The organism is Chitinophagales bacterium (genome assembly GCA_019638515.1).
Taxonomy (GTDB): Bacteria; Bacteroidota; Bacteroidia; order Chitinophagales; family LD1; genus UBA7692.
Window position 1 is genome coordinate 266,338 of sequence record JAHBTS010000001.1, and the last position, 17,428, is coordinate 283,765.

A 17,428-nucleotide genomic window follows, 5' to 3' on the forward strand; every position below is an offset into this window, starting at 1 on the left:
AACGAAAACCAAATATAGATTTTGCTATTTGGTTGCGAAGGAAAATAGCGGCTTTTAATAATCCCAAACAGGATTGCGGTTGCCGCGAACATAATCGCGCATTTTTAGCCAAAAGGCCAAAATTAAATATGCAATAATAGGTGAACCAATGGTAAGGCAACTGGCGTAGATAAAAAACAAGCGAATGTTTTTAATGGGCATACCTAACCGCTCCCCGATTTTGGTACACACGCCAAACATATTGGCTTCAATTAAAAATTTTAAATCGTTTAGTTGCATGGTTTCTACAAGCAAATATGAAGATACAAATCTAAATGATAGCTCAGAAAGTTACTTTTTACCACACAGCCTAAAGCACGGAATTGTTCATTTTAAAAATAGAAGGTGAATAATTTTAGTTTGTGCTCAATAGAAATTGTTTTTTTAGCCGCATGTTTAAACATATCGGCACAGTTGTATTGATGCTGTTTACTGCGTGTTTGTTGGCTCAGGGAACTTATATTCCGTTGGGAAGCGAGGCTTACCATATTATGGATAGGCTCGATATTCGCTATGGAAGAATACTGCCAGTGGCGCATACTTCTGTAAAGCCGTATAGCAGAAAATCGGTGGCCGAGGTTGCCGAAACGCTCATGCTTTCGAACTTGCCGTTTAATAAGCGCCAAAAATTTGAATTGCAGTATTTAGTAGATGATAACAGCGAATGGCTCGATTCGTTGCAAAGCCGCACCGGAAAACCACTTTGGAAATTTTACCGTGAGCCTGCAAGTTTAGGACACGTAAATGTGAAGAAAGATTTTAGCTTGAAAATAAACCCGATTTTGGCATTTAGAATAGCAGGTGAAAAGAATAATAAAGAAGTACTTTTTGTAAATACCAGAGGTGCAGAGGTGCGCTTCACCATTAAGCAAAGAGTAGGTTTTTATTTCTACGTTACCGAAAACCAAACGCGCACGCCACAGTATGTACAAGATAAAATAAAAGAGCGCGGTTATATTCCCGGCAACGGCTATTGGAAAGACTATAAAACCACCGGAATAGATTACTTTGAACCACGCGGCTATATTGATGTAAATGTGTTGAAATACATTTCGCTGCAATTTGGTTACGATAGAAATTTTATTGGCAACGGCTACCGTTCGTTTTATTTAAGCGACTTTAGTTCGCCCTATTTTTTCCTAAAAATGAATGTGAAAGTTTGGCGTATAAACTACCAAACCATTTGGGCCGAGTTTATTAACCAATACAATCGTGGAGCCGATAAAGAACTGCCTAAAAAATACGGAGCATTTCATCATTTAAACTTTAATGTGGCGCACTTCCTCGACATTGGCTTTTTTGAAGGTGTAATTTTTAACCGAAAAAATCAGTTTGAGTTTCATTATCTAAATCCTGTTATATTCTACAGAGCTATTGAACAATCGCTGGGCTCGCCAGATAATGCACTAATAGGTTTTGATATAAAAGCAAATGCATTTAACCATTTGCAGCTATACACCCAATTTATTTTAGATGAGTTTAATTTTAAAGAGTTAGTAAAGAATAGCGGTTGGTGGGCCAATAAATTTGGCTGGCAAATTGGAGCAAAGTATATAGATGTAGTTCCTAATTTAGATTTACAGGCAGAGTTTAATATGGCACGTCCGTATTTGTATTCGCACAATACCGGCAGCAATGTAACGGCAAATTATACGCACTACAACCAACCATTGGCACACCCGCTTGGTGCAAATTTTTATGAGTTTATTGCCATAGGAAGATACCGTATTTTAAAGAACCTGAATGTTACGGTGAAATATATAAACAGCACTTATGGTGAAGATAGTGTAGATGCAACCACAAAAACACTCACCCATTTTGGTGGCGATATTTTGCGCAGTACCACTGCCGAAACTGTACGTGGTGTGTATGGAAATAAAATAGGGCAGGGTGCTAAAGCAAAGCAGAACTATTTTGATATGCTGATTTCGTACCAGCCTTGGCACAATGTGTATATTGATGCAGAAATTCTTTATAGAAAGAAAGACAGCAAAATAAACTCGCGCGACCAAGAAACTTTTTATTTCGGTATTGGCGCCAGAATGAATATTGCCTACAAGCAATATGAATTTTAACTATTAAATTCTATCAAGAAATTAAGCCCTTGCAGTTGCAAATCGGGCAGGTTGTGGTTTTCTTTTTCTATTGCTTTAGAAAAGAAATTAGATCCGTTTCCGGTAACAACAATTGCTAGCTCCGGATGGGCTTTAGCGTATTGTGCCACAATGCCATTTGTTTCTGTAACAATACCATTTAAAACGCCACTCATAATAGCAGATTCGGTAGAGTTTCCGGTAAGCGGCACAGCCTTTCCTTCAGGAAAAGACTGCATGTATTTTTGGAACGATATTAGCGGAAGATTGGCGGTAAAATGGTGCAGGGCTTTAAACCGCATTTCTATGCCGGGCGCAATGGAGCCTCCCATAAATTCTGATGTGGCAGTTAAAAAATTATAGGTAATGCAAGTGCCGGTATCAATGCATAGTATATTCTGTGCCGGAAATAGTTGATGTGCCGCACACATCAATGCCAATCTATCGGTACCAACGGTTTCCGGTGTGGCATAGCGGTTTACAATTGGGAGTTTTAGGTGGTGGTTAAAAGTAAGTTGCCGAAATTTTTGTGTGCTTAAAAAGGCTTCTACTGGATTATCGGATCCGGTTTTGGAAATAATGCTGCAAGTAATTTTTTCTTTTTCTATCGCCTTTTTTATTTCGGCAAAAGAATGTAGGCGCACCACAATTTTTCCTTGTTTAAAAATTGCTGCTTTTACCGAAGTGTTGCCAATATCAATTACCAAATTCATGGTGCTTTTTGGAGGTTGCAACTGTTGCTGTGTTTACAGTTCTAGTTTTCCAGCCTTTAAGTTAGGGTTTATTTTTTTTACCAATCCGGTAAGCACATTGCCGGGACCTACTTCGTAAAAAGTAGTGGCACCGTCTGCTGCCATTTGCAAAATGGATTGCGTCCATTTTACCGGAGCTGTTAGTTGCAGAATTAAATTCTGTTGAATGGTTGAAGCATTGCTAATTGCCGAAGCACACACGTTTTGGTAAACGGGGCAGCATGGTTCTTTAAATTGCAATTGCTCAATTTTTGTTTGTAGTTCCTTTCGTGCCGGTTCCATAAGTGGTGAGTGAAATGCACCGCCAACCGGAAGTTTCACCACTCTTTTTACTCCTGCATTTTTTAGCATTTCACCGGCTTGGTCTATGCCGTTTATGGTTCCTGAAATTACTAATTGCCCGGGTGCATTATAGTTAGCAGCTACTACAGTTTCGTTTTGTATGCTTGCGCAAATTTCTTCTACTTGGGTTTCGCTTTGGTAGCCTAAAACTGCCGCCATGGTAGATGGCTGTAATTCGCAGGCTTGCTGCATAGCCAGTGCGCGGGTTAGCACTAATTGCAATGCCTCTTCAAAACTTAAAACTTGTGCTGCTACTAAGGCAGAAAATTCGCCTAAGGAGTGTCCTGCAACCATTTCGGGTTTAAAATTTGGCAGCAGTTGCGCACTAATTACTGAATGTAAAAATACTGCGGGTTGGGTTACTTTGGTTTGTTTTAAATCGGCATCGCTGCCTTCAAACATTATAGATGCAATATCAAATCCTAAAATTTGATTGGCACTTTGGAACATGGCTTTTGCCTGTGTACTTTTTTCGTACAAATCTTTGCCCATGCCGGAGTATTGGCTGCCTTGCCCCGGAAAAATGTATGCTGTTTTCATTTGCTGTGTTTTTACCCAATACCTAAATAGTATGTGCTTGCAATTCTATTTATTTAATCGGAATGGCTGTGAGGCTTTTTTAGGATTGCTATTTATTAAATTTAGTCATGGCACGTTCTATGCCTTCAAACATAAATGCGTGTGCGGCATCTGCCGATTTTTGAAGTAATTCAGGCAATTGTTTCTTTTCTTCTTCATTCCACTTTCCTAATACAAAATGCACTTGTGCGCCTTTGGGATAATTGCTGCCAATACCGAACCGCAGCCTTGCATAGTTGCCATTTCCCAAGGCGGCATCTATGTCTTTTAAGCCATTGTGTCCGCCATCGCTACCTTTGCCGCGCAAGCGAATAGTGCCAAATGAAATGGCTAAATCATCGAGTATTACCAATAAGTTTTGTGGTTGAATTTTTAATTCGGTAAGCCAGTAGCGCACGGCCTTGCCACTTAAATTCATGTAGGTAGTGGGCTTAATTAGATAAATATTTTTTCCGCGCGAGCGGTAAGTGGCAAAGTGTGCATGGCGATCGAGCGCAAAGGTAGCACCTGCTTTTTGTGCCATTGTATCAAGCACATCAAAACCAATGTTATGCCTGGTACCTGCATATTCATCACCAATGTTTCCTAGGCCTGCAATTAAAAAACTCACGATATATTCTTTAGTAATGCTGCAAAGAAATTTATTTCCTGCAAAAGCGATTTGAAGAAGTTACAATAATATGACACGAATCATTTGGTAGAAACAACGACTTCATTAAGTTTGCGCTTAATTAGATTTAATCTAAATAATAATGACCGACAGAATTTATACAATAGAGCAGTTAGATACAGAGCAAAACTTTGCTTTGGCAACCTTGTGTAAGCAAAAGGACTGTTTACAGCAATGGCTTAAGTATTTGAATGTGAAAAGCATTTATATGCCCGAAGAAGTGGCGAAGTACAAGAAGCGAATAGCGGATATAAATAATGCTATAAAAATTTTAGAAGGAGAATTGCAGCATTAGTTGTTCTTATCGGAAAGAAGTTTTTTTAGTAAGAGCAGTAAGAATAAAATACCCGCCAATAGGAAAGTACAGCCAATAAAATACTCTACGCTTTCGCTCATATAAGCAAACATAGAAGATAGCCGATACACCACTTGCTAATCCCCAAAAAACACATATTACTTGACAATAAAATGACAATTAAAACAAACAGATACCAAATGAAAAAAACAACCAGCCAAATTATTGCAATACTTGCCATTACGCTAAGTATAAGCGCTTGTAAGAAGGATAATACCGGAGAAAATAATGAACTTAAAAAGGCGGTAGTAGCCAACTATGCAACTATAGTGCATGCCAACTATAACGATGCTTTGGCAAAGGCCGAAGTATTAAAAACTAAAATAGATGATTTTGTGGCAGCACCAACACAGGCTAGCTTAGATGCTGCCAAACAAGCTTGGTTAGATGCACGTTTGCCTTATGGACAAACCGAAGCCTATAGATTTTACAGCGGGCCAATAGATGACGATAATGGTCCTGAAGGTTTATTAAATGCATGGCCATTAGACGAAGCATATATTGATTATGTACAAGGTAATGCCACCGCAGGAATTATTAACGATACTGCTGCGCATCCCGTAATTAGCAAGCAAGTAATTGAAAACCTGAACGAGCAAGGAGGTGAAACTAATGTAAGTTGCGGTTTTCATGCAATTGAGTTCTTATTGTGGGGGCAAGATTTTAGTGCAAGCAGCGCGGGCAACAGGCCTTTTACAGATTACACCACAGCACCTAATGCACAGCGCAGAGGCGCATACTTACAAGCTTGTGCAGCCTTGTTGGTGGAACATTTGGATGCATTGGTGGCTGCATGGGCACCATCTTCTACCGGAAACTACCGTGCAAGTTTCGAGAGTCAAAATTCCGATGTGGCTATTAAGAATATTATCCAAGGAATTGGATTTTTAACCAAGGGTGAATTGGCGGGCGAAAGATTAGAAGTAGCATACGATTCTCAACTGCAAGAAGATGAGCATTCTTGCTTTAGCGATAATACACACAACGATGTGCGCATGAATATCTTAGGTATTCAAAACGTATTTTTGGGAAGCTACCAAACTACAGCCGGCAGCACTATTTCCGGCAGTGGTATTTACGATGTTTTGAAGTTAAAAGATGCAGCCGCTGCCGATGAACTGAAAGCGAAATTAGAAGATAGCAAAACAAAATGCTATGCCATAAGCGCACCTTTCGACCAACAAATAGTTGCTAGCAACACAACAGGCAGAGCTGCTGTGAAAGCTGCAATTGATGCTTTAAAATTGCAAGGCGATAAATTGGCGGCAGCAGCTAAAAATGCAGGTTACGATATCGTAATAGAATAAAATTATGAAGCGGAAATTCCGTCCTTGTTTTCATCAGCACTTAATGCTTGCCATATTTTTTATGGCAAGCATTTTAGTTTTTTCCATGCATGGTTGTAAGCCGGAAAATTCCATATCGAGTTACGAAGCAGGCGAAGAAAATTCGGGAGGAGCTACTACCGTTTTCGATTTTTCGCAGAATGCATTTAACCATTCGGCAGCTAACCTTACCGGAGATGATGAAACTAAATTTTCCGTAGGTAATTCATTCTTTAGACAAAATTGGGTAATAGCACCTTCATCTACCGAAGGAAGAGATGGCTTGGGACCTTTGTATAATGCCACCAGCTGCTCCGGCTGCCATTTCTTAGATGGAAGAGGCAGACCGCCATTGGGAAATGAAGGCGTAACAGGTTTTTTACTTCGTTTAAGTATTGCAGGTGTTGGCGCACATGGAGAGCCAATGCCACATGCGGTGTATGGCGGCCAGTTTCAAACATTGGCAATTCCGGGAGTGCAGCCGGAGGGCGAAGTGTCTATTTTATATGAGAATATAAGTGGCGCATTTGCCGATGGCACAACATATAATTTGCAGAAGCCTTCGTATTTGCTTACCGGTAATTATGGCTTGCTGGCAGGTGTGCTTACTTCGCCACGCGTAGCACCGCAAATGTCTGGATTAGGTTTGCTCGAAGCAATTGCAGAGCAAGACATTTTAAAGTATGTAGATGAAGCAGATGCCAATGGCGATGGCATTTCGGGTAGGGCAAATTATGTGTGGGATTTTAAAAATAAACAGCAGCAATTGGGTCGTTTTGGATGGAAGGCAAACCAGCCAAGTTTGTACCAACAAACAGCAGCAGCATTTAATGGCGATATTGGTATTACATCATCGCTTTTTTCGAGCGATCATTGCACCTCTGCACAAGCAGATTGCTCCCAAGCTCCCAATGGAAACAATGCTTCCGATAGTTTTGAGTTGAGCGATTACCAATTGAGTAGAACTGCTTTTTATGCAGCTACATTGGCAGTTCCGGGGCGAAGAGCTGCAAAAGATGAAGTAGTTTTAAAGGGAAAAAAATTATTTACCGATATAGGTTGTGCTAAGTGTCATATTCCTTCGTTTACTACGGCTTCGCACCCGGAAATTTCTGCAGTAAGCAACCAAAAAATTTATCCTTACACCGATTTGCTTTTGCACGATATGGGTAGTGATTTAGCCGATAATCGACCCGATTTTTTGGCAAATGGGAATGAGTGGCGTACACCTCCGCTGTGGGGTATTGGGCTTTTTCAAACAGTAAACAAGCATACCAATTATTTACACGATGGAAGAGCCAGAAACCTTACAGAGGCTATACTTTGGCATGGTGGCGAAGGAGAAGTTTCCAAAAACAGTTTTAAAAAGTTAAGTGCCGAAGAACGTTTGAGTCTTCTAAAATTTTTAGAATCGCTATGATGAAATATTTCAATCTATTACTTGCGCTTTGTGTATTGTTTTCTTTTTCGGCTTGCAAGAAGAAAAGCACCGCACTCGAAAATTACGATAGAGGAACATTATTAAAAAGCCTTGCCGATAATACCATTGCTCCGGCTTACAATAATTTTTCGGTGCAGGCAGATAGTTTGTATGCGACCGCAGTATTATTTGCCCAAACAAATGCATTGAATGATTTAGCAAAAGTGGTAACTCAATGGCAGCATACGGTTGATGCTTGGCAACAATGTGAGCCATACAATATTGGCTATGTAAGAGATAATTCTGTGGGCGCTCAAATAGCTTCTTTCCCTTCAAACAATTTAGTAATTGAATCTGAAATTGCCGGAACTTCAACTATTGATGAAAATTATATTGCAGCAACCGGTACTACCCGAAAAGGTTTGTCGGCTGTGGAGTATTTAATTTTTGGAACAAGTGGCAATACGTCTGCGGTGCAAGACTCGTTTGCAAACTCGCTTAGGCGGAAAGCGTATTTGGTGGCTTTGTGTGCGCATATAAAAACGGTGGCGCATAGTGTAAAAGCAGAGTGGAATGGAGGTGCTTCATACAATTATTTTACTACGCAAACTCAAATGGATATTAGTGGTGCGTTGAATCAATTTGTAAATGCACTGGTAGAACATATAGAGTTTGTGCGTAAGAGCAAAGTTGGTAAGCCGTGCGGTGTGGAGCCGGGAGCTACTGCCGATTATAGTAAGTTAGAAAATCGCTATGCTCCGCGTTCATTAGAAAATATTAAACACAATATAGCAGCATGGCGCGCATGTTTTGCTATAAGCAATGCCACAGGAATAAACAACTATGCCGATGCTGTAGATGCAACTTACAATGGCGAAAAACTATCGGTTGTAATTTTAAACCAGTTAGATGCGTGCATGGCAAAAGCCAATGCCATCAATGGTTCACTGGAAAGTGCCGCACAAAACAATGTTAATACAGTAAAAGAATTGCACCTTGAATTGAAGAAATTAACGGTGCTTACGAAGGTGGATTTAAGTTCTAGTTTAGGAGTGGTAATAACTTTTAGCGACAACGATGGCGATTAAACAATTGCTCGGCAAATGGGCAACTGCATTTTTTTCTTTCTGTGAGCGGCACATAGATGCAGTAGTGCTTTTTCGCATTGCATTTGGTATAATGATGGCGCTTGCCATAGTGCGCTTTTGGCTTAATGGTTGGATAGGTCAACTATATGTTAATCCTTCGTTTTTTTTTACTTACTATGGTTTTGAGTGGATAAAGCCATTAGGGCAAGTGGGCATGTACACAGTATATGCGCTTCTCTTTGTTGGAGCTATTTTTATAGCAGCAGGTTTTTTGTATCGCTTGGCAAGCATATTGTTTTTTGTGTTGTTTACTTATGTAGAACTTATAGATAAAGCCACATACTTAAACCATTATTATTTTATTAGCCTCGTTGCACTTTTGCTGTGTTTTATTCCTGCACACAAAAAGTTTTCGTTGGATGTAAAGTTTGGAATTACTAAAGAAGTACAGCACTTCCCACGTTGGGCAGTGCTTAGTTTACAATTGCAAATGGCAATAGTGTACTTTTTTGCAGGAATAGCAAAAATAAATCACGATTGGTTGGTGGAAGCATTGCCACTAAAAATTTGGTTGCCTGCCAAAAATAATTTGCCGTTTATAGGTACATGGCTTAGCGAGGTGTGGGTGGCGTATGTATTTAGTTGGTGTGGCATGTTGTTCGATACGCTCATTCCGTTTTTGCTCTTTTGGAATAGAACGAAGTACTATGCCTATGTGGTGGTGATAATATTTCACACACTCACGGCTATTTTATTTCCTGCTATAGGCATGTTTCCTTTTATTATGATGGCGTGTGCCACTGTGTTTATAGTGCCGGATAAAGTAGTGCGCAATAAGCATGATGCGCCTTTTTCGCTTCGCAGTTGGTTGGGTTTTGCAGTTTCACCAATAGGAAAATTAGGTACAGCAATTTTTTCGTTTTTCTTTTTGTTGCAAGCGTTGTTGCCGTTTAGATACACTTTGTATCCAGAAAATTTATTTTGGCATGAGCAGGGTTTTCGTTTTTCGTGGCGGGTAATGCTCATGGAAAAGGCAGGAATGGCAACGTTTTATGTAAAGGGAAAAGCATCGCAAACAGGTGCGGTTTCTATGGTGGAAATAAAAAATACCAACTATTTAACCCCATTACAAGAAAAGCAAATGAGCACACAGCCCGATATGATATTGCAATTTGCTCATCACTTAGCACAGGTGTATAAATTGCAAGGTTGGGAGAGTACGGAAGTGTATGTAGAAAGTTATGTTTCGCTCAATGGAAAGGGAAGTTGCATGTTTATAGATCCCAATGTAAATCTTGCATCATTGCACGAGAGTTTTGCAAGAAAGCATTGGATTTTTCCATATAAGAAAGTGCCATATAAATTGGCGGAAGCATTGTGAAGAAAACATATTACATACAACATACTACAATGAAAATAAGGCAGAGAAACTATGCTCTGTATTGTGTTCTTATGTTGTTTTTTTGTGTTGCATTGGTTGCCAATACTGGGGCTCAAACTTTTACCGTTGCAGGAAGTGTAAGAGATGAAAACAATACTCCGATAAGCCATGCAAAGGTGCGTTTAGAGTACACAAAGAATGAAACATTCACCGATTCGTTGGGAAATTTTTTGTTTACCGGAATAACTCCCGGCAGGTATGAGTTGGAGGTAAAACATTTTGCAATAGAAAAGCGGGAGTTTTGGTTTAAGCTAAGCCGCGACACAGTGTTTTCGCATATTGTTGTAAAAGTATTTGAGCGAAAATTGGAGGAGGTGGTAGTGGAAAACCACAGCGAAACATTTGGAGTTGCTCGTATGAAATCTATTGAAGGTGTAGCTGTGTACGAAGGAAAGAAGAATGAAGTGGTGTTAATGAAAGATGTGGTGGCCAATAAAGCAGTAAATGTTTCGCGGCAAATTTTTGCCAAAGTACCGGGTGTGAATATTTGGGAGAGCGATGCTGCAGGTTTGCAACTGGGAATAGCTGCGCGTGGCTTAGATCCTAATCGCACTTCAAATTTTAATGCTCGCCAGAATGGATACGATATGAGTGCCGATGCATTGGGCTATCCCGATGCTTATTATGTGCCTCCGGCAGAAGCAGTAGAGCGAATAGAAGTAATTCGCGGTGCGGCTTCGCTGCAATACGGGCCGCAGTTTGGCGGAATGATAAATTATGTAATGCAGCGCCCTCCGGCAAATCATAAATTTGAGTGGACTTCATTTACCACTGCAGGCCGTTTTAAGTTGGTAAATACTTTTAATAGTGTGGCGGGTACGGTAAAGTGTTTTAATTATTATGGTTTTTACAATTACAAGCAGGGCGAAAGTTGGCGTGCTAATGGAAATTTTAATGTGCATAATGCGTATGTGGCATTGGGTTACCAATGTAGCGAGCGCTTGAGTGTAAAGGCAGAATATACTTTTTCAAAGTACGATAGTAAGCAGTCCGGAGGTTTAACCGATGCTCAGTTTAAAAGCAACCCTCGCCAAAGTTTGCGCACTCGAAATTGGTTTTCTACCAATTGGAATATTTTGGCACTATCGCTCAACTATAAGCACAATATCCATCACCAGTTTAATTTTCGTGCGTGGGGCTTTTTGGGAGGGCGCAATGCCTTAGGTTTTTTAGGTACAGCTAATCGTATAGACGATGTTACTCTCCCGCGCGATTTCATAAAAGATCAATACAAAAATTTAGGAGCAGAGGCACGGTATTTGTGGAAGTATTATGTAGGAAAACATTTGTGGAGTTGGTTGCTTGGTGTGCGCTTTTATATGGGTGAAACACATAAGCAACAAGGCTTGGGCAGTAATGGCAGCTTGGCAGATTACACTTTTAACCATCCCGATAGTTTAGAAGGTTCCGATTACAAGTTTCCGGGTATGAATGTGGCTTTCTTCACCGAGCATGTGTTTAATATAAACGATAAAATAAAGCTAACCCCGGGTATTAGATTTGAACATATAAGTACCAAGGCAAGCGGTTATTACAACCAAACTTTTTTCAGCCAAACCGATACGCTTATTACTCCGGAAACCCGAAGCCTACAACGCAATTTTGTATTGCTTGGATTGGGGGTTTCGTACAATGTTTGGGGCAATACCGAGTTGTATGCAAATGTGTCGCAAAACTATCGCGGTATCACATTTACCGATATGCGTGTGGTGCGCACCAGCCAATTGGTAGATCCCAACTTAAAAGACGAAAAAGGATTTAATGTAGATATTGGTTACAGAGGCGATGTAAACGAATGGTTGCAGTGGGATGCAGGCATGTTTTGGTTGCAGTACAATAACCGCATAGGGCAAATACAGCAAGTAGATTCAGCATATAATATTTATCGCTTTACTACTAATGTTGGCAGTTCGCGCAGTTTAGGAGCCGAGGTTTTTGCCGAAGCCGATATTTTTAGGGCTACTGCCATTCATAACAAGGCGGGAAATTTGGGCGTGTATGTATCGTATGGTTTTACCCATTCGGTTTATACAAAATCGGTATTTAAAACCGTGGTGGGCAATACACTTGAATTTGCTCCGCAGCACACGGTGCGTTTTGGTGTGCATTATAGGTACAAGCAATTTTTTACAAGCATACAAGGACAATACATAACAGAGCAATTTACCGATGCTACCAATGCGCGTTTTTCTGCCACCGGAGTAAACGGTGTTATTCCTGCTTACTACACTTTCGATTGGAGTGCGCGCTATACCTATCGTTGCTTACAAATTATTGCGGGCATCAATAACTTTACAAATAATATTTACTTCACCCGGAGGGCCACTAGTTATCCGGGACCGGGTATTATTCCTGCTGAGCCGCTTACGTTTTTTGTTACATTGGGTATTAAGCTAAACAATGATGTAAAAAAGGATAAATGGAAAACATTTTAATGCAACCTATTCGCTTTACTCCCAATCATTTTTAAATCCTGCCGATGGTCTTTTGCAAAGCGGCTTTTTAAATTATTTTCGGTGGAAGTTAATCATGTCTCTTGTTTTCATCCTGTAAACCTTTTATACCTTTCGGTTGTAATTTGAATATGAAGCGTTGGTGCTTTGCTTGGTGGTGTATGTTGTTTTGTATAGTGCAAGCAGAAGCGCAATCTACCAATGTTGCATTCGGGCAAAATAGAATTCAGTATAAAGATTTTGTGTTTTCTTATTACGAAACCGATCACTACACTGTTTACTTTTATCAAGGTGGGCAAGATGTTGCCAAGTATGTAATTAAGCAATCCGAAAGTGTTGCCGAAGAGTTGGAACGCCTTATGGATATGAAGTTTCGCAGTAAAATAGATATTGTAGTTTACAATTCTATAAATGAACTGAACCAAACCAATATTGGCATTTACGAGCCAAGCCAAAACCCCGGAGGCACTACACAAATTCCTGCCAACAAGGTGTATATTTATTTCGATGGCACACATGATTTTATAGATTACCAACTGCGCCAGCGACTTGCCGAAATATTCATGAGTAAGTTACTTACAGGCTCCTCTGTGTTGGAGTTTATACAGAATGCAGTTGCCATGAATATGCCCGATTGGTTTAAGCGCGGCTTTATTCAATACTATGCACAACCGTGGAATAGTAGTTTAGAAAACCGTTTGCGCGATGGCATCTTGAGTGGGCGATTTTCTAAACTCAATAAACTGGAGCCAGACGAAGCCATGTTTGTGGGCCATTCGGTATGGCATTATGTTGAAGAAAAATACGGCAAACAGGCTGTTGGCAACTTGCTGTATTTAACGCGGGTAAATAGAAGTGTAGAGAATGGTTTTCAATTTGTGTTGGGGCAGGGAGTGGACGAAACGCTTACCGATTGGTTCAATTTTTATTTAGAGCGTTTTAAAAATGAGAGTGGCCAAACCATTAAGCGCGATAGAAATTTTATTGTAAACCATCGCTATAAAAAAGACATAGAATACTTTCAACCTCGTTTAAGTAAAGATGGAAAAACAATGCTGTATGCCCAAAATGATATGGGTAGGTATAAAGTAAAACTTCTCGATACCGAAAGCGGAAAGCACAAAACAGTAGTGCGCGGAGGTTTTAGAACCAACACAATATTTAATGATAATAAACAGCCGCTTATTGCATGGGCTCCAAGTGGAAAGTTGGCTGCAATTGTGTTTGAAAAGAAAAAGAAAATATACCTCGGCATTTGGAATGTTGAGCACAAAAAACTGGAAGTAAATTCAATAGAGAAGTTTCAGAAAGTGGTGCATATTGCTTTTGCAGGAGATGATAAAAATTTGGTGATGAGCGCAGTACAAAGCGGGCAGAGCGATATTTTTCTTTACAAGATTGCTTCGACCACCACTACTAAACTTACCAATGATTATTTTGACGATTTGTATCCTGCATATATCGAAACAGATAGTGTGCGCGGAATTCTTTTTAGCAGCAATCGCAATACAGAAACGCTGAAAGAAGAGCGCTTCCAGAACCAAAGTTTTACCGACCGCCAATTCGATTTGTATTTTATTGCATTAGATAACATGGCGGCTATTCACCGCATTACCAATACACCTGCTGCTAACGAAACTTTTGCCCAACAATTTTCGAGCGAAGAGTTTTCTTTTTTAAGCGATGCCAATGGTATAAATAACCGCTATACAGGTATTTTTGAAAACGGTTTCAGCCATTGGGATGTAAACTATACTTTATGGAATAAAGAAACCGAAGAAGAAGATTCTATTACTATTAAAGAAACCGAAAATGTATTAGAAGTTATAGATACTGCGGTATATGAAGTAAAGAGTAGCACCCGCATTCCGGTGTATAGGCTTAAAGGCGTTACGCTGCAGCAAAGCAATTATTTGTATAACATCAGCGAGCAGCAAATTCTTCCCGATAAAAATTTGGCAGTAGAATTGGTAAGGCAAAACAATAAAATTCTGTTTTACAAGATGCCTATAGATTCAACCTTGCCTATCACTTCGTTTGTTTCTAACTGGGGAAAAACATTTAAAGAAAATGAGGTGCAAAGCAGGCATCGCACAGACTCTGTGAATGCCATAAAGCAGCAATTGCAAAGCACCGTTAAGAATGCGCAATATGTACCGAAGCCAAACGATTTTCAGAGTGAGTTTAATTACAAAGTGTTGTTGTTTGATTGGGATTCGGTAAGTAAAATTCAGAATGCGGCAGCGGCAAATGCAGTAGCAGAAAGTGGATTTCAATTTAAGCAAACCAAAGTGCGTCCGTACTTTGTAAAGTTTTCGGTAGATGATGTGGTAACACAGTTAGATAACAATTTGATTTTTACACGCTACCAACCTTTTAATCCGAGCAATCCCAATTTTTACACGCCACCCGTTAGCTTTGCGCTTAAATTTGGTATTACCGATGTGTTGGAAAACCATAAGTTGTATGGTGGCTTGCGCCTGCCCTTTTCGGGGATCTCCGGCAATAGTGAATATTTTGTTACTTATGAGTATCTGCAAAAACGGTTAGATCACAAATACACTTACTATCGCCAATCTATTACGCAGGGCGATATAACTATTAAAACAAATTATGTAGAAGCCGATTATCGCTATGCGTTGGATGTGTTGCAACGCCTTGGTTTTGGCTTTGCTTTCCGCAGCGATAAAACTGTTTTTAAAGCTGTGGACAGCGCCTCTCTATATCGCCCCAATCAGGTAAATAACTGGCTCTTCTTTAAAGGCGAATATGTGTTTGATAACACCATTCAGGTGATGGATAACATACGCTATGGTTTTAGGGCAAAAGCATTTTTTGAGATTCATAAAGAGTTTCCGTTTAAGAGTAAAACCGTAAGCGATGGTTATACTTTTAATTTACCTACTATGAACAATGCGTGGTTTGCCGTAATTGGTGCCGATGCGCGTTACTATCAAAAAATTTATAGAAAAATGATTTGGGCCACACGCCTGAGTGCAGCTACCAGTTTAGGAAATAGAAAGCTCATTTACTATTTGGGTGCAGTAGATAATTGGTTTATCAGCGAGCGTGCCGAAAAGTTCGATAAATCAACACCAATCAATACCAATAATAACTATGCCTTTCAAACTTTGGCAACACCATTGCGCGGCTTTTTGCAAAATGCCAGAAATGGAAACAGCTATGTAGTATTGAATACAGAAATACGTTTTCCGCTTTTTGCCACCTTCCGCAGAACGCCTATTCGCAGTGAGTTTATTCGCAACTTTATGTTGGTGGGTTTCTTCGATGCCGGCACTGCATGGGAAGGTATATCGCCATTTAGCGACAATAATCCGCTCTTTTCCGAAACCTATACCAACAGTGTTTCTACCATTAAGATTAAACGCTACAAAACTCCTGTAATCATGGGTTTTGGCGCTGGTTTGCGCACCTCGCTCTTGGGTTATTTTATGAAGTTCGATTTAGCTTGGGGCTACGATACAGGTGTGCTTTCTAAGCGCCCAATATTTTACTTTACCTTTGGCTACGATTTTTAGAAAGTGTTTTTTGGGATGAATAAAAATCAAACCGCATTACGCTCGCTTTAATTCAATAACGGTTATTTCGGGTAAAATGCCAATTCTGCCCGGGTAGCCAAGGAAACCAAAACCGCGGTTTACATATAAATACTGTGCACCTTCTTTATATAATCCTGCCCACTGCTTGTAAGCCCACTGTGCGGGGCTCCATTTCAAAAACTTGCTTTCAATACCAAATTGAAAACCGTGTGTGTGCCCGCTCAGGGTTAAATCTATGTCTGGATACTTCGGGCGCACTTGGGCATCCCAATGCGATGGGTCGTGGCTCAGTAATACTTTAAACGGAACTGCTGCCATATTGCTATATGCTACATCCAGTTTTCCATACTTTGGAAAGTGCATTTTAGCACCCCAATTTTCTATGCCAAGTACTGCAATTTTTTCTCCATTTTTTTCGATAACTCTGTGTTCGTTCATTAAAATATCCCAACCCATTTCACGGTGTGTTCTTATCAATTTGGCAAAGTTTGCCTTCTTTTCTTCTTCGCTGTTCCAAGGAATGTAATCGCCATAATCGTGGTTGCCAGTTACACTCATTACGCCATACCGGGCATTCAGGCGGGCAAATATTTTTTTGTAGTCGTCCATTTCATCGGCAATGTTGTTTACCAAATCTCCGGTAAAAACCACAAGGTCTGCCTGCAGCGCATTTATTTGGTGAATAGCGTTTTCGATAGGATGTGTTCTGGCAAAAGAACCGGCATGAATATCACTTAGTTGCACAATGGTAAACCCATCAAAGGATTTGGGTAAATTGGGTGAAAGCACAGCCACTTTTCTAAACCTATAGTTGTAAGCATTGTTTACTGCACCATAAATAAGCGAGCCAAATGGCACTGCGGCAGCCATGAGCGCCAGCTTATTTAAAAACATACTGCGCGAAGCAGATGGAGTGCTGCTATTGGTTAAAAAAGCCCGTTGCAGTAACCATCGCGCACTGCGCACTATATCTGCAGGAAACAGAAATAGTGTTACCACTAGCTTGGCAACCGTAAAGCTAAAAAAGAGCGTAGAAATAATAGTCCTTGCATCTTTTGAAAACACATCGTGTCCCCAAGTTCTATTGGTAACTAAAGCTGCCCAAAGCAAGAGTGTGGCTGCTATGTAAATACCGGTAACTATTTTGTTTGTCTTACTGTTGGAATACGAAAATCCTCTAATGGCAATAAAACCGTAAAATTCTATAAGTATTACAATAGCAACACCGGCAAAAAATCTCATTGATTATATTTAATTTGAAATCTGAAACAGTTGTTGCAAAAATGAATTTAGCAACTGTGATTTAAACGA

13 protein-coding genes are annotated in these 17,428 nt (G+C 40.0%); 8 read left to right on the plus strand and 5 right to left on the minus strand.

From position 1 onward, the window contains the following. Positions 1-54 precede the first annotated feature (54 nt). A complete protein-coding gene (locus KF872_01220) occupies positions 55-240 on the minus strand; it encodes a PspC family transcriptional regulator (GenBank protein MBX2902145.1) in 186 nt (61 codons plus the stop codon). Between the two features lie 191 nt (positions 241-431). Here KF872_01220 and KF872_01225 point away from each other — a divergent pair, with 191 nt between their 5' ends. Beyond that, positions 432-2,114, plus strand: coding sequence for a hypothetical protein (locus tag KF872_01225; protein MBX2902146.1), 1,683 nt, complete (start codon positions 432-434; stop codon positions 2,112-2,114). Here KF872_01225 and KF872_01230 read toward each other — a convergent pair. The 3 genes from KF872_01230 to pth form a co-directional block, all read right to left on the minus strand. Beyond that, a complete protein-coding gene (locus KF872_01230) occupies positions 2,111-2,845 on the minus strand; it encodes a type III pantothenate kinase (protein MBX2902147.1) in 735 nt (244 codons plus the stop codon). The two genes, KF872_01225 and KF872_01230, sit on opposite strands and share 4 nt — an antisense overlap. Positions 2,846-2,878: 33 nt before the next feature. Further along, positions 2,879-3,766: an ACP S-malonyltransferase gene (fabD, locus tag KF872_01235; GenBank protein MBX2902148.1), complete on the minus strand. Its 888-nt coding sequence runs from the start codon at positions 3,764-3,766 to the stop codon at positions 2,879-2,881. Positions 3,767-3,854: 88 nt separating this feature from the next. Continuing rightward, positions 3,855-4,418, minus strand: coding sequence for an aminoacyl-tRNA hydrolase (gene pth, locus KF872_01240; GenBank protein ID MBX2902149.1), 564 nt, complete (start codon positions 4,416-4,418; stop codon positions 3,855-3,857). 139 nt (positions 4,419-4,557) lie between these two features. Between pth and KF872_01245 the strand changes: the two genes are divergently transcribed. The 7 genes from KF872_01245 (at position 4,558) to KF872_01275 (ending at position 16,096) form a co-directional block, all read left to right on the plus strand. Continuing rightward, a complete protein-coding gene (locus tag KF872_01245) occupies positions 4,558-4,770 on the plus strand; it encodes a hypothetical protein (GenBank protein MBX2902150.1) in 213 nt (70 codons plus the stop codon). Between the two features lie 200 nt (positions 4,771-4,970). After that, positions 4,971-6,137: a hypothetical protein gene (locus KF872_01250; protein ID MBX2902151.1), complete on the plus strand. Its 1,167-nt coding sequence runs from the start codon at positions 4,971-4,973 to the stop codon at positions 6,135-6,137. A gap of 4 nt (positions 6,138-6,141) precedes the next feature. Further along, entirely contained in the window at positions 6,142-7,575 is a 1,434-nt protein-coding gene (locus KF872_01255) for a c-type cytochrome (protein ID MBX2902152.1), read from the plus strand. After that, on the plus strand, positions 7,572-8,663 hold the full coding sequence (locus KF872_01260; protein MBX2902153.1) for an imelysin family protein: 1,092 nt from the start codon (positions 7,572-7,574) through the stop codon (positions 8,661-8,663). Before KF872_01255 ends, KF872_01260 begins: the two co-directional genes overlap by 4 nt. Then, entirely contained in the window at positions 8,653-10,044 is a 1,392-nt protein-coding gene (locus KF872_01265; protein ID MBX2902154.1) for an HTTM domain-containing protein, read from the plus strand. Before KF872_01260 ends, KF872_01265 begins: the two co-directional genes overlap by 11 nt. Positions 10,045-10,115: 71 nt before the next feature. Continuing rightward, positions 10,116-12,539, plus strand: a complete 2,424-nt coding sequence (locus KF872_01270; protein MBX2902155.1) for a TonB-dependent receptor — start codon at positions 10,116-10,118, stop codon at positions 12,537-12,539. Between the two features lie 149 nt (positions 12,540-12,688). Next, positions 12,689-16,096, plus strand: coding sequence for a hypothetical protein (locus KF872_01275; protein MBX2902156.1), 3,408 nt, complete (start codon positions 12,689-12,691; stop codon positions 16,094-16,096). A gap of 36 nt (positions 16,097-16,132) precedes the next feature. On the opposite strand, the gene KF872_01280 is transcribed toward KF872_01275, so the two are convergent. Further along, on the minus strand, positions 16,133-17,359 hold the full coding sequence (locus KF872_01280; protein ID MBX2902157.1) for a metallophosphoesterase: 1,227 nt from the start codon (positions 17,357-17,359) through the stop codon (positions 16,133-16,135). Positions 17,360-17,428 lie beyond the last annotated feature (69 nt).

What these genes read in the sequence shown, in the direction of transcription:
- KF872_01250 (MBX2902151.1), top strand. Translation starts at nt 4,971, where the DNA reads ATGAAAAAAACAACCAGCCAAATTATTGCAATACTTGCCATTACGCTA.
- KF872_01260 (MBX2902153.1), top strand. Translation starts at nt 7,572, where the DNA reads ATGATGAAATATTTCAATCTATTACTTGCGCTTTGTGTATTGTTTTCT.
- KF872_01255 (MBX2902152.1), top strand. Translation starts at nt 6,142, where the DNA reads ATGAAGCGGAAATTCCGTCCTTGTTTTCATCAGCACTTAATGCTTGCC.
- KF872_01225 (MBX2902146.1), top strand. Translation starts at nt 432, where the DNA reads ATGTTTAAACATATCGGCACAGTTGTATTGATGCTGTTTACTGCGTGT.
- KF872_01245 (MBX2902150.1), top strand. Translation starts at nt 4,558, where the DNA reads ATGACCGACAGAATTTATACAATAGAGCAGTTAGATACAGAGCAAAAC.
- KF872_01280 (MBX2902157.1), bottom strand. Translation starts at nt 17,359, where the DNA reads ATGAGATTTTTTGCCGGTGTTGCTATTGTAATACTTATAGAATTTTAC.
- KF872_01275 (MBX2902156.1), top strand. Translation starts at nt 12,689, where the DNA reads ATGAAGCGTTGGTGCTTTGCTTGGTGGTGTATGTTGTTTTGTATAGTG.
- fabD (MBX2902148.1), bottom strand. Translation starts at nt 3,766, where the DNA reads ATGAAAACAGCATACATTTTTCCGGGGCAAGGCAGCCAATACTCCGGC.
- KF872_01220 (MBX2902145.1), bottom strand. Translation starts at nt 240, where the DNA reads ATGTTTGGCGTGTGTACCAAAATCGGGGAGCGGTTAGGTATGCCCATT.
- KF872_01265 (MBX2902154.1), top strand. Translation starts at nt 8,653, where the DNA reads ATGGCGATTAAACAATTGCTCGGCAAATGGGCAACTGCATTTTTTTCT.
- KF872_01230 (MBX2902147.1), bottom strand. Translation starts at nt 2,845, where the DNA reads ATGAATTTGGTAATTGATATTGGCAACACTTCGGTAAAAGCAGCAATT.
- KF872_01270 (MBX2902155.1), top strand. Translation starts at nt 10,116, where the DNA reads ATGTTGTTTTTTTGTGTTGCATTGGTTGCCAATACTGGGGCTCAAACT.